Source organism: Streptomyces sp. NPDC033216 (genome assembly GCF_055577115.1).
Genome location: NZ_JBVIQK010000002.1, coordinates 26,411 through 40,019, shown reverse-complemented (window position 1 = coordinate 40,019; position 13,609 = coordinate 26,411). Strand labels below are relative to the sequence as shown.

Below are 13,609 nucleotides of genomic sequence, written 5' to 3'. Positions count from 1 at the left end.
GTCTTACTTCTCCTTCTTGGCGCCGTAGCGGCTGCGGGCCTGCTTGCGGTTCTTGACACCCTGGGTGTCGAGGGAGCCGCGAATGATCTTGTAGCGAACACCCGGCAGGTCCTTCACACGGCCACCACGCACGAGCACGATGGAGTGCTCCTGCAGGTTGTGTCCCTCACCCGGAATGTAAGCGGTGACCTCGATCCCGCTGGTCAGACGCACACGCGCGACCTTACGCAGGGCCGAGTTCGGCTTCTTCGGGGTGGTCGTGAACACACGCGTGCAGACGCCACGGCGCTGAGGGGAACCCTCGAGTGCGGGCGTCTTGTTCTTCTCGACCTTGTCCTGCCGGCCCTTGCGGACCAGCTGCTGGATCGTAGGCACTACTTCTCCGGTTTCTGTGTGCCGATTTGTACAGCTAACCTGGAACATCGCCGACCCACGCGGTCGGGTGTGTCGAATCCGCGGGCTTCCGCCGCGAGACGGAAAAAGACGCGGTTTGCGGTGGCCGCTCCTTAGGCCCCTGCGCGGTTGAAGGCACGCACGAGGGCCAGGGCACACCCCAGGCACAAGGTCTGAGCGTACCCAGCGCAATCACTCCGGTCAAAACAGAAGCGGCGCCGCCGACACACCGGGGTCACGTCCGCGCCCCGGGGGACCGTTGTGGTACCGGGGGTCCGGCCTCCGCGGGCGAGGGAATCGGCACCCCGGCGTGAGCCGCGTCATGTCCGGCACCGGGCGCGGGACCGGGTTCCGGGCACCGGGTACCGGCCGCTCCCTGCGCCGTGTCGTGCCCGACGAAGTACGTCGGACGGTTCTGTACGGCGGTGTAGATGCGCCCCACGTACTCCCCGAGCAGGCCCACGCAGACCAGCTGGACCGCGCCGATGAACAGCACGCCGGTGAACAGGGAGGTCCAGCCCGGAACGGTGTGTTCCAGGGCGTGGGCGCTGAGCGTGTAGACCATGAGGGCCAGGCAGACCAGGAAGGCGAACCCGCCGAGCCAGGTGGCGATGCGCAGCGGGGCCGCCGAGAAGCCGGTGACGCTGTCGACCGCGAGGCGGATCATCCGGCCCAGCGGGTACTTGCTGTGGCCGGCCGGGCGCGGGGCCCGCTCGTAGGTGATCCGGCCGCTGGGGAAACCGAGCCAGGGCACCAGGAGGCGGTAGACGCGCTGCTGGTCGGGCAGGGCCTTGAGGGCATCCACGGCAGCCCTGCTGAGCAGCCGGAAGTCACCGGCCTGCGCCGGCACCGAAGGGCCGGCCAGGCGGCGGACGAGCCGGTAGTACAGGCCGGCGGTCCACCGCTTGAAGCCGGTGTCACTGGCCCGGTCGGCCCGGATGCCGTAGACGATGTCGAGGCCGCCGGCGCGGGCCAGTGCCAGCATCTCGGGGATCTTCTCGGGCGGATCCTGGAGGTCGGCGTCGAGGCTCACCACATAGGCGCCGTGCGCCCGGTCCAGGCCCGCCGTCAGGGCGGCCTGGTGGCCCGAGTTCCGGCGCAGGCCGATGACGCGCAACTCGGGCCAGCCGAGGCGGAACGCGGCGAGCAGCTCGGCGGTGCGGTCGGTGCTGCCGTCGTCGACGGCGACGACCTCGTAGTCGACGGCCAGCTCGGCCAGGACCGGGCGCAACCTGCTCACCAGCGCGGGAAGGACCTCTTCCTCGTTGTACATCGGGATGACGACCGACAGGACGGTCGCCGCCGCCGTGGTGTCCGGTGCTTCAGGCACCCGTCCTCCCCCAAGCCGTGACGCACATGTGCGACGCTGTTGCGATCTTATGACCACACTTCACGATCATCCGGACAGCGCTGACGCGCCTGGCTCCGGCCGGTCTGCCGAGGGGGGACCCCAGTCATGAGCACGGCCCGCAGCGACGCGGCGACGGACTCCGCGATGCCCGACGAGCCCGGCGTGCCCCGTGAGCCCGACGGGCGGCAGGAGCGGCCGCGGGTGCCGCGCCGTCTCTCGCTGCCGGATGGTCTACGACCGTACCGTGCCCCACTGCTCCTGTACGGCGTCACGAAGCTGGTCGGGCTGACCGTCTTCGCGTTTCTGCTGGAGGCCGCCGGCGACTACCGGGAGAAGCAGCCCCGCTTCGGCGGCGGCGCCCACTGGTGGGACGTGCTCGCCACCTGGGACGGCTGGTGGTACCTCCAGGTCGCCGAGAAGGGGTACGACCCGCGGCCCCTGGAACGCCTCGACCCGGGCGGACTGTTCACGGTCAAGCAGAACTCCGTCGCCTTCTTCCCGCTGTACCCGGGGCTGATCCGAGGGATGTCCGAGATCACCGGTCTCGGTCTGTTCGGGTCCGGGATCATCGTCTCGGTGCTCGCGTCCTTCGTCGCCGCCGCCGGGATCTACGCCGTCGTCGCCACGCTCGCCGGCGTCCGGGCCGGCACGATCGCCGCCGGGCTGTGGGCGGTCGTACCGGGCGCCGGCGTCGAGTGGGCGGTGTACTCGGAGTCACTGTTCGTCGCCATCGCCGCCTGGTGCTGCTACGGCGTGATGAGGGGCCGCTGGCTGGCGGCCGGGCTCCTCGCCTTCGTGGCAGGACTCAACCGGCCCACGTCCGCCGCGCTCATCGGCGCGGTCGGGCTCGCCGCGCTGGTGACACTCGCCCGGCGTGACAGCAGACGCGAACACGGGGTGGCGGGACCGGTGTACGCCATGGTCGCCGCGCCGCTCGGCCTGCTCACCTACGTCGCCTGGGTCGGCCTGAGCATGGGCGATCCGACGGCGTACTTCACCCTCCAGCGGGAGGGGTGGGCGCACTACTTCGACTTCGGTGCCTACACCCTCGACGTGCTGGGCAACACGGCCGTCGGCCGGCACAACTACCTGTTCGCCTTCTCCGTCCCCGACCTCATCGCCGTGCAGGTGGTGCTGGCGCTGCCGTTCCTGATCGCGCTGATGCTGCGGAAGAAGCCGCCCCTGGTGCTGGTCGCGTACACGCTGGCGAGCGTGGTGACCGTGCTGGGCACCCAGCAGATGTTCGGCAACACCCCGCGCTATCTGCTGCCCTGCTTCCCGCTGCTCCTGGCCCCCGCGGCGGCGATGAACCGGCTCAAGTGGCCGAGCCTGACGGTCTTCTTCACCACGGCGGCCGTCGCCTCGGGGTGGTACGCGCACTACGTCATGTTCGAGCTGGGCATCCCGTAGCGGGACGGTCGACGGAACTCGGGCCCTCGCGGGACGGCCCGACGGGGCCTCGCCCTCGCCGGGACGGCCCGACGGAAGCCCTCGCGGGACGGTCCGACGGAGGTCCCGCCCGGACAGGCCCTCGCGATGCCCGCCGACGGGAGGCCGAGTGGGGGCCGAGGCCGCCGTCGGCCGAGGTGCTGATCTGGGAGATGTCCGGGCTGAGCGGGCCGCCGCCCGGCCTTCGAGCGGGAGATCCGATACGGGGCGGGGGGACGGAGACCGCCGCGCCCGCGCGTCCCCGCCGAGGGTCGCGAGGTTTCGTCACGTGCCGGGATCGCAGCGCGGTGGGAGCGGCGCACGGAGCCAGCGGCGGCGCGGCCCCGTCCCCCGCCGTACGCCACCGCACGGCGCGGCCGGCCCGGCCCCCCGCCGTACGTCCCACAGCGTCGCGCCGAAGCCCGGGGCCAGGAGAGGCCCCGCCACGGGAGCGGGCCGACGGCGCCGCGCCTCAGCTCAGCTCGAGGCGACCGCCGCCATGAACAGGACCGCCAGGAAGACCGCCCAGCCGGCCACCGACAGCCAGCCCAGGATGAGGCCGGCCATGGCGAAGCCCTCGCCGCCCTCTCCGGTGCGACGGATCTCGGCTCTGGCCGAGTGCCCGAGGATCACCGCGGGGATGCCGGTGAGGCCCATCGTCATCGTGGTGAGGACCCCGCAGACCATGGAGCCGACCGCCTTGCCGTTCGTCGGCGGCGGGGCGGCCAGGAAGGTCCGCGGAACCTGCATCGGGTAGCCCTGCGGCTGCGGGGCGGTGAGCTGGGCCGCGACGGGGCCCTGAGGCAGGTCGGCGACGATCAGGGACAGCTCCCCGACCGTGCGGGCCTCGTACGCCCGCGCCACTCGGCGCTCGAACTCCACCTGCTGGAGACGGCCCTCGGCGAAACCCGCCCTGAGCACGTCGACGGTGCGCTCCCGGTCCGCGTGGGCGGCCAGCATCGACGGACTGCTCTGGCCCTGCCACGGCTGCCATGGCGACGGATACGACACGGACACCTCCCCCGCTTGGCGTGAACTGCCTCCCATCATTCTCCTACGCTCGGCGTCCCGCGATGGTTCCCCCGCACTCGCGTCGCGCGCTCCGTGCGCGGAGAAAGTCGTGAGAGGCCGTGAGCGGACCGGGGATCCGGCAGGGGTGGCCGGGGGCCGGGCGAAGCCTGCGGACGGCCACAGCGCCGCTCACGGCCGCCGAGCATGCCGAAGGGCGGCCACCCTCACGGGTGACCGCCCTTCGGTACGTCAGACGTACGCCTTACTGGTTGTACGGACCGTAGTCGTAGTCCTCCAGCGGGACGGCCTGGCCGGAGCCGGTGCCGAACGGCGAGTAGTCGATGTCGTCGTAGCCGACGGCCGAGTACATCGCGGCCTTGGCCTCCTCGGTCGGCTCGACCCGGATGTTGCGGTAGCGGGACAGACCCGTACCGGCCGGGATGAGCTTACCGATGATGACGTTCTCCTTGAGGCCGATCAGGGAGTCGGACTTGGCGTTGATCGCCGCGTCCGTCAGCACCCTGGTCGTCTCCTGGAAGGACGCCGCCGACAGCCAGGACTCCGTGGCCAGCGAGGCCTTGGTGATACCCATGAGCTGCGGACGACCGGAGGCCGGGTGACCGCCCTCCTGCACCACACGACGGTTCTCGGTCTCGAACTTCGACCGCTCGACCAGCTCGCCGGGCAGCAGCTCGGCGTCGCCGGACTCGATGATCGTCACGCGGCGGAGCATCTGCCGGATGATGATCTCGATGTGCTTGTCGTGGATCGACACACCCTGCGAGTTGTACACCCGCTGGACCTCGGCGACCAGGTGGACCTGGACGGCACGCTGACCCAGGATGCGCAGCACGTCGTGCGGGTTCTGCGTACCCACGGTGAGCTGCTGGCCCACCTCGACGTGCTCGCCCTCCTCGACCTTCAGACGGGAACGCTTCGAGATCGGGAACGCCGTCTCGTCGCTGCCGTCGTCCGGCGTGATGACGATCTTCTTGGTCTTCTCGGTCTCCTCGATCCGCACGCGGCCGGAGGCCTCGGAGATCGGGGCGACACCCTTCGGGGTACGGGCCTCGAAGAGCTCGACGACACGCGGCAGACCCTGGGTGATGTCGTCACCGGCCACACCACCGGTGTGGAAGGTACGCATCGTCAGCTGGGTGCCGGGCTCACCGATGGACTGGGCGGCGATGATGCCGACCGCCTCACCGATGTCGACCAGCTTGCCGGTGGCCAGCGAACGGCCGTAGCACATGGCGCAGGTGCCGACGGCGGACTCGCAGGTCAGGACCGAGCGGGTCTTGACCTCCTCGACGCCGGCCTTGACCAGCTGGTCGATGAGGACGTCACCGAGGTCGACGCCCGCCGGGGCGAGCACCTTGCCGTCGACGACGATGTCCTCGGCGAGGCAGCGCGCGTACACGCTGGTCTCGGCGTTGTCCGCCTTGCGCAGCACACCGTCCTCGCCGCGCTCGGCGATGGCCAGCTTGAGGCCGCGCTCGGTGCCGCAGTCCTCCTCGCGGATGATGACGTCCTGCGAGACGTCCACCAGACGACGGGTGAGGTAACCCGAGTCGGCGGTACGCAGGGCGGTGTCCGCCAGACCCTTACGAGCACCGTGGGTGGAGATGAAGTACTCCAGCACGGACAGGCCCTCACGGAACGAGGCCTTGATCGGACGCGGGATGGTCTCGTTCTTCGCGTTCGACACCAGACCACGCATACCGGCGATCTGACGCATCTGCATCATGTTTCCGCGGGCACCCGAGTTGACCATCATCGAGACGGGGTTGGTCTTCGGGAAGTTCGCGTTCATCGCCTCGGCGACCTCGTTGGTCGCCTTGGTCCAGATCGCGATGAGCTCCTGCGTGCGCTCTTCCTTGGTGATCAGACCGCGCTCGTACTGCTTCTGGACCTTCTCGTCCTGCGCCTCGTAGCCCTTGACGATCTCCTTCTTCGCGTCGGGGACGACGATGTCGGAGATGGCCACGGTGACGCCGGAACGGGTCGCCCAGTAGAAGCCGGAAGCCTTCAGGTTGTCGAGCGTCGCCGCCACGATGACCTTGGGGTAGCGCTCGGCGAGGTCGTTGACGATCTCCGAGAGCTGCTTCTTGCCGACCTCGTAGTCGACGAACGGGTAGTCCTCGGGCAGCAGCTCGTTGAAGAGCGCACGGCCCAGGGTCGTCCGCAGCCGGAACGAGTCACCCTGCTGCCACTCCGGCTCGCCCTCCTCCTGCGCCGGCGGGGTCCAGCCGCGCGGCGGGATGGTGCCCACCGGGAAGCGGATGTCCACGCGCGACTGCAGCGAGAGCTCGCCGGCGTCGAACGCCATGATCGCCTCGGCCACGGACGAGAAGGAGCGCTCCTCGCCCTTGACGTCGCGCAGGGCGCCGTCGGTGGTGAGGAAGAACAGACCGAGGACCATGTCCTGGGTCGGCATCGTCACCGGGCGGCCGTCGGCCGGCTTGAGGATGTTGTTCGAGGACAGCATCAGGATGCGGGCCTCGGCCTGCGCCTCCGCGGAGAGCGGAAGGTGCACGGCCATCTGGTCACCGTCGAAGTCCGCGTTGAAGGCGGTGCAGACGAGCGGGTGGATCTGGATGGCCTTGCCCTCGACCAGCTGCGGCTCGAAGGCCTGGATGCCGAGGCGGTGCAGGGTGGGCGCACGGTTCAGCAGCACCGGGTGCTCGGCGATGACCTCTTCGAGGACGTCGTACACCACGGTGCGGCCGCGCTCGACCATGCGCTTGGCCGACTTGATGTTCTGCGCGTGGTTCAGGTCGACCAGGCGCTTCATCACGAACGGCTTGAACAGCTCCAGCGCCATCGCCTTCGGCAGACCGCACTGGTGCAGCTTCAGCTGCGGACCCACGACGATCACGGAACGCGCGGAGTAGTCCACACGCTTGCCGAGCAGGTTCTGACGGAATCGGCCCTGCTTGCCCTTCAGCATGTCGCTGAGGGACTTCAGCGGACGGTTGCCGGGGCCCGTCACCGGGCGGCCGCGGCGGCCGTTGTCGAAGAGGGCGTCGACCGCCTCCTGGAGCATGCGCTTCTCGTTGTTCACGATGATCTCGGGCGCACCGAGGTCGAGAAGGCGCTTCAGGCGGTTGTTGCGGTTGATGACACGGCGGTACAGGTCGTTCAGGTCGGAGGTCGCGAAGCGGCCACCGTCCAGCTGCACCATCGGACGCAGGTCCGGCGGGATCACCGGCACGCAGTCCAGCACCATGCCCTTGGGGCTGTTGCTGGTCTGGAGGAACGCCGAGACGACCTTGAGGCGCTTGAGCGCGCGGGTCTTCTTCTGGCCCTTGCCGGTACGGATGATCTCGCGGAGCTTCTCGGCCTCTTCGTCGAGGTCGAAGGACTCCAGGCGCTTCTGAAGCGCCGCGGCACCCATCGAACCGTCGAAGTAGGTGCCGAAGCGGTCACGCAGCTCGCGGTAGAGCAGCTCGTCGCCCTCGAGGTCCTGGACCTTGAGGTTCTTGAAGCGGGTCCACACCTCGTCGAGACGGTCGATCTCGCGCTGGGCGCGGTCGCGCAGCTGCTTCATCTCCCGCTCGGCGCCTTCGCGCACCTTGCGGCGCACGTCGGCCTTGGCGCCCTCGGCCTCCAGCTCGGCCAGGTCGGTCTCGAGCTTCTTGGCGCGGGCCTCCAGGTCGGCGTCCCGGCGGTTCTCGATCTGCTGCCGCTCGACGGAGACGTGCGCCTCCAGCGAGGGCAGGTCACGCGTGCGGCGCTCCTCGTCGACGTACGTGATCATGTACGCGGCGAAGTAGATGACCTTCTCGAGGTCCTTCGGAGCCAGGTCGAGCAGGTAGCCCAGACGGCTCGGGACACCCTTGAAGTACCAGATGTGCGTGACGGGAGCGGCCAGCTCGATGTGGCCCATCCGCTCGCGGCGCACCTTGGCGCGGGTCACCTCGACGCCGCAGCGCTCACAGATGATGCCCTTGAAGCGGACACGCTTGTACTTGCCGCAGTAGCACTCCCAGTCCCGGGTCGGACCGAAGATCTTCTCGCAGAAGAGTCCGTCCTTTTCGGGCTTGAGCGTGCGGTAGTTGATGGTCTCGGGCTTCTTGACCTCGCCGTGGCTCCACTGACGGATGTCGTCAGCGGTGGCCAGACCGATCCGGAGCTCATCGAAGAAGTTGACGTCGAGCACTATGCGTCAATCCCTCTCAGGGTTGTAAGTCTGTGGTCTGAAACGGGGGTCGCGGGGTCGGCGGGGCCTCTGCTGGAGAGGCCCCACCGGACTCCCGTCAGACCTCTTCGACGCTGCTCGGCTCGCGCCGGGACAGGTCGATGCCGAGCTCTTCCGCCGCGCGGAAGACGTCCTCGTCGGTGTCGCGCATCTCGATGGACATGCCGTCCGAGGACAGCACCTCCACGTTGAGGCACAGGGACTGCATCTCCTTGATGAGCACCTTGAAGGACTCGGGGATGCCGGGCTCGGGGATGTTCTCGCCCTTGACGATGGCCTCGTAGACCTTCACGCGGCCGGTGACGTCGTCGGACTTGATGGTCAGCAGCTCCTGGAGGGCGTACGCGGCGCCATAAGCCTCCAGCGCCCACACCTCCATCTCACCGAAGCGCTGGCCACCGAACTGGGCCTTACCACCCAGCGGCTGCTGGGTGATCATCGAGTACGGACCGGTCGAGCGGGCGTGCAGCTTGTCGTCGACCAGGTGGTGGAGCTTCAGGATGTACATGTAGCCGACCGAGATCGGCTCCGGGAACGGCTCGCCGGAGCGGCCGTCGAACAGCGGGGCCTTGCCGGACGGGAGCACCATGCGCTCGCCGTCGCGGTTCGGGATGGTGTGCTGGAGCAGACCGGTCAGCTCGTCCTCACGGGCGCCGTCGAACACCGGGGTGGCGACGTTGGTGCCGGGGCCGACGGTGTCGGCGCCGATCGCCTGGAGGCGCTGCGCCCAGTCCTCCGCGAGGCCGGAGACGTCCCAGCCGCGGCTGGCGAGCCAGCCGAGGTGGATCTCCAGGACCTGTCCCGGGTTCATTCGGGACGGCACACCGAGCGGGTTGAGGATGATGTCGACCGGGGTGCCGTCCTCCAGGAACGGCATGTCCTCGATCGGCAGGATCTTCGAGATGACACCCTTGTTGCCGTGGCGGCCGGCGAGCTTGTCACCGTCCGTGATCTTGCGCTTCTGCGCCACGTAGACACGAACCAGCTGGTTCACGCCCGGCGGCAGCTCGTCGCCCTCTTCACGGTCGAAGACGCGGACGCCGATGACCTTGCCGATCTCGCCGTGCGGCACCTTCAGCGAGGTGTCACGGACCTCACGGGCCTTCTCACCGAAGATCGCGCGCAGCAGGCGCTCCTCCGGGGTCAGCTCGGTCTCACCCTTGGGCGTGACCTTGCCGACCAGGATGTCGCCGGCGACGACCTCGGCACCGATACGGATGATGCCGCGCTCGTCGAGGTCGGCGAGGACCTCCTCGGAGACGTTCGGGATGTCCCGGGTGATCTCCTCGGGGCCGAGCTTGGTGTCACGGGCGTCGACCTCGTGCTCCTCGATGTGGATCGAGGAGAGGACGTCGTCCTGCACGAGGCGCTGCGACAGGATGATCGCGTCCTCGTAGTTGTGACCCTCCCACGGCATGAACGCCACGAGCAGGTTCTTGCCCAGGGCCATCTCACCGTTCTCGGTGGCCGGACCGTCGGCCAGGACCTGGCCCTCGATGATCCGGTCGCCCTCGTTGACGATGACCTTCTGGTTGACCGAGGTGCCCTGGTTGGAACGGGCGAACTTGGCCAGGCGGTACGTGATGTACGTGCCGTCGTCGTTGGCGGTGGTGATGTAGTCCGCGGAGACCTCCTGGACCACACCCGCCTTCTCGGCCTTGACCACGTCGCCGGCGTCGACCGCGGAGCGGTACTCCATGCCGGTGCCGACGAGCGGCGACTCGCTCTTGATGAGCGGGACGGCCTGACGCATCATGTTCGCGCCCATGAGGGCACGGTTGGCGTCGTCGTGCTCAAGGAAGGGGATCATGGCGGTCGCGACCGACACCATCTGGCGCGGGGAGACGTCCATGTAGTCGACGTCGTCGCCGGGGACGTAGTCGACCTCGCCGCCACGACGGCGGACCAGGACGCGGGCCTCCTCGAACTGGAACTCGTCATTGAGCAGCGCGTTGGCCTGCGCGATGACGAACCGGTCCTCCTCGTCGGCCGTGAGGTAGTCGACCTCGTCGGTGACGACACCGCCGGTGACCTTGCGGTACGGGGTCTCGATGAAACCGAACGGGTTGATCCGGCCGTACGAGGCGAGCGAGCCGATCAGACCGATGTTCGGGCCTTCCGGCGTCTCGATCGGGCACATGCGGCCGTAGTGCGACGGGTGAACGTCACGGACCTCGAAGCCGGCCCGCTCACGGGACAGACCACCCGGGCCGAGCGCGTTGAGACGACGCTTGTGCGTCAGACCCGACAGCGGGTTGTTCTGGTCCATGAACTGGGACAGCTGGCTGGTGCCGAAGAACTCCTTGATGGAGGCGACGACCGGCCGGATGTTGATCAGGGTCTGCGGCGTGATCGCCTCGACGTCCTGAGTGGTCATGCGCTCACGCACGACCCGCTCCATACGGGCGAGACCCGTACGGACCTGGTTCTGGATCAGCTCGCCGACGCTGCGGATGCGGCGGTTGCCGAAGTGGTCGATGTCGTCGGTCTCGACCATGATCGAGCGGCCCGACTCGCCGAGCGTCTCGGTCTCACCGGCGTGCAGCTTCACCAGGTACTTGATCGTGGCGATGATGTCGTCGGTGGTGAGCACGCCGGCGTCCAGCGGCTCGTCGGCGCCGAGCTTCTTGTTCACCTTGTAGCGGCCGACCTTCGCGAGGTCGTAGCGCTTGGGGTTGAAGTAGAGGTTCTCGAGCAGCGTCTGAGCGGCCTCGCGGGTCGGGGGCTCGCCCGGACGCAGCTTGCGGTAGATGTCCAGGAGCGCGTCGTCCTGGCCCTGGGTGTGGTCCTTCTCCAGGGTGGCGCGCATCGACTCGTACTCGCCGAACTCCTCGAGGATCTGCTCGGTGGTCCAGCCGAGAGCCTTCAGGAGGACGGTGACGGACTGCTTGCGCTTGCGGTCGATGCGGACACCGACCATGTCGCGCTTGTCGATCTCCATCTCCAGCCAGGCACCCCGGGACGGGATGATCTTGGCGGAGAAGATGTCCTTGTCGGACGTCTTGTCGATGGAGGAGTCGAAGTAGACGCCGGGCGAGCGGACCAGCTGCGACACGACGACACGCTCGGTGCCGTTGATGACGAAGGTGCCCTTGTTGGTCATGAGCGGGAAGTCGCCCATGAAGACCGTCTGGGACTTGATCTCGCCGGTCTCGTTGTTCGTGAACTCGGCCGTCACGAAGAGCGGGGCCGCGTACGTGAAGTCACGGTCCTTGCACTCGTCGATGCTGTTCTTCGGCGGCTCGAAACGGTGGTCGCGGAAGGTCAGCGACATCGACCCGGAGAAGTCCTCGATCGGGGAGATCTCCTCGAAGATCTCCTCGAGGCCGGACTTGGTGGGGACGTCCTGACCGTTCTCGAGAGCCTCCTCGACGCGAGCCTTCCATGCTTCGTTGCCGAGCAGCCAGTCGAAGCTCTCGGTTTGCAGCGCGAGAAGGTTCGGAACCTCGAGGGGCTCCTTGATCTTTGCAAAGGAGATGCGCAGCGGGGCAGTGCTGGCAGCATTGTTCGTATTCGCGGTCGAGGCATTGCGCGAGGCGGCCAAGAGGGGGTCCTTCCGAGGGCTCGGACTCACTACGCGCGTACCGGCTCCTCCCCCACACACCGAGTCGGACTTCCCCGAATCGGCCGACAGGCCGGGTCAGAAGTGGTCCGATCATGATGCTCGGGCGAGGGTATTCCCCTGGTGACGGGCAGGGGACAGCTAACAGGCAGCGCAAAGGGTCAGTGTAGCCACTTGGCACACTGATGTCCAGTGCGGGTTTTTCGCGACCCTCGTAGTGCTCAACGCCCTCGGTCCGGTTGCCCTCTAACGCACGGTGATACTGCCCTCTTCGTCGTCGATCCATGCCTCGGATACGGATCCTTGTGACGACGCGTCCTGAGAATTGCGCGCCGTGTGCGGTTCGTCAAGGCCCCCATGCCCGAACGCGGGGCGTCCGGAGACACGACGAAGATCACCATACCCCTCGCGAACTCGGGTGCAAGGTAACCGTGGCCGGGCCCTCGGGAACGCCGAAGAGCGACCACCCGAATGGATGATCGCTCCTCGGTGCGTCAGCGTTACAGCCCCTGGAGGGGCTGTTTCGGCCTTCGCTGCGGTCGTCGCCGACCGCGGGGTGTTACTTGACCTCGACCGAGGCGCCGGCGCCCTTGAGGGACTCGGCGGCCTTCTCGGCGGCGTCCTTGGCGACCTTCTCGAGGACCGGCTTCGGAGCGCCGTCCACGAGGTCCTTGGCCTCCTTGAGACCCAGCGAGGTCAGCTCACGCACGACCTTGATGACCTGGATCTTCTTGTCGCCCGCACCGGTGAGGATGACGTCGAACTCGTCCTTCTCCTCCTCCTGCTCGACCGGGGCGCCCGGGCCGGCGGGGCCGGCGACGGCGACCGCGGCGGCGGCGGTGACGTCGAACTTCTCCTCGAAGGCCTTCACGAACTCGGAGAGCTCGATGAGGGTCATCTCCTCGAACTGCGCGAGCAGGTCTTCCTGGCTGAGCTTCGCCATGGTGGGCGATCCTTCCACTAATTCGGCAGGTGCCGGATGTACTTGTTCGGCGGGCGTACGTTCGGCCCGCTAAGACCGCTGCCTCAGGCGGCGGTCAATGCGCGAGCCGAATTACTCGGCACCGCCCTGCTCTGCCTGCTTGGCACGAAGAGCGTCCACGGTGCGGACGAGCTTCGAGGGAAGCGCCTGGAAGAGCTGAGCAGTCTGGGACTGCTTGCCCTTGAAGGCACCCGCCAGCTTGGAGAGCAGAACCTCGCGGGACTCGAGGTCCGCAAGCTTCTTGATCTCGTCGGCGGACAGCGCCTTGCCGTCAAGGACACCGCCCTTGATGACGAGGTTCGGGTTGTCCTTGGCGAAGTCACGAAGACCCTTCGCCGACTCCACCGGGTCACCGGTGACGAAGGCAACTGCCGTCGGACCGTTGAACAGGTCGTCGAGCGTCGAGATCCCGGCCTCGTTGGCCGCAATCTTGGTCAGCGTGTTCTTCACCACGGCGTACTGGGCGTTCTCACCGAGCGAACGACGCAGCGTCTTGAGCTGCGCCACGGTGAGACCCCGGTACTCGGTCAGCACGGCGGCGTTCGAGCTGCGGAACTGCTCCGCGAGCTCGGCTACCGCGGCAGCCTTGTCGGGCCTTGCCATGAGCGTCGGCCTCCTTCCGGGTGTTGACGACCGCTCGGAAGGGGCTGGGACAAACGAAACGCCCCGGCGCAGGCGCAC

The 13,609-nt window shown here is 68.1% G+C and carries 8 protein-coding genes; 1 reads left to right on the top strand and 7 read right to left on the bottom strand.

Annotation, left to right across the window (positions count from 1 at the left end):
* Positions 1-3: 3 nt before the first annotated feature.
* A complete protein-coding gene (gene rpsL, locus ACZ5Y0_RS03600; RefSeq protein WP_003948652.1) occupies positions 4-375 on the bottom strand; it encodes a 30S ribosomal protein S12 in 372 nt (123 codons plus the stop codon).
* Between the two features lie 253 nt (positions 376-628).
* Positions 629-1,723: a glycosyltransferase family 2 protein gene (locus ACZ5Y0_RS03595; RefSeq protein ID WP_469126989.1), complete on the bottom strand. Its 1,095-nt coding sequence runs from the start codon at positions 1,721-1,723 to the stop codon at positions 629-631.
* 126 nt (positions 1,724-1,849) lie between these two features.
* Here ACZ5Y0_RS03595 and ACZ5Y0_RS03590 point away from each other — a divergent pair, with 126 nt between their 5' ends.
* Positions 1,850-3,154 (top strand): hypothetical protein, encoded by a 1,305-nt coding sequence (locus ACZ5Y0_RS03590; protein ID WP_469126988.1) that lies wholly within the window; start codon positions 1,850-1,852, stop codon positions 3,152-3,154.
* Between the two features lie 495 nt (positions 3,155-3,649).
* Here the strand turns inward: ACZ5Y0_RS03590 and ACZ5Y0_RS03585 are convergent, their stop codons facing one another.
* From ACZ5Y0_RS03585 to rplJ, 5 genes are all read right to left on the bottom strand, one after another.
* Entirely contained in the window at positions 3,650-4,132 is a 483-nt protein-coding gene (locus ACZ5Y0_RS03585) for a DUF1707 and DUF4190 domain-containing protein (RefSeq protein WP_469127492.1), read from the bottom strand.
* A 313-nt stretch (positions 4,133-4,445) separates the two neighbouring features.
* Positions 4,446-8,345, bottom strand: coding sequence for a DNA-directed RNA polymerase subunit beta' (locus tag ACZ5Y0_RS03580; RefSeq protein WP_469126987.1), 3,900 nt, complete (start codon positions 8,343-8,345; stop codon positions 4,446-4,448).
* Positions 8,346-8,442: 97 nt separating this feature from the next.
* Positions 8,443-11,928, bottom strand: coding sequence for a DNA-directed RNA polymerase subunit beta (gene rpoB, locus ACZ5Y0_RS03575; RefSeq protein WP_469126986.1), 3,486 nt, complete (start codon positions 11,926-11,928; stop codon positions 8,443-8,445).
* Positions 11,929-12,505: 577 nt separating this feature from the next.
* A complete protein-coding gene (gene rplL, locus ACZ5Y0_RS03570) occupies positions 12,506-12,889 on the bottom strand; it encodes a 50S ribosomal protein L7/L12 (protein WP_152784543.1) in 384 nt (127 codons plus the stop codon).
* A 111-nt stretch (positions 12,890-13,000) separates the two neighbouring features.
* Positions 13,001-13,531 carry a 50S ribosomal protein L10 gene (gene rplJ, locus ACZ5Y0_RS03565; protein WP_469126985.1) on the bottom strand — a complete coding sequence of 177 codons (531 nt, stop codon included), beginning with the start codon at positions 13,529-13,531 and terminating at the stop codon, positions 13,001-13,003.
* Positions 13,532-13,609 lie beyond the last annotated feature (78 nt).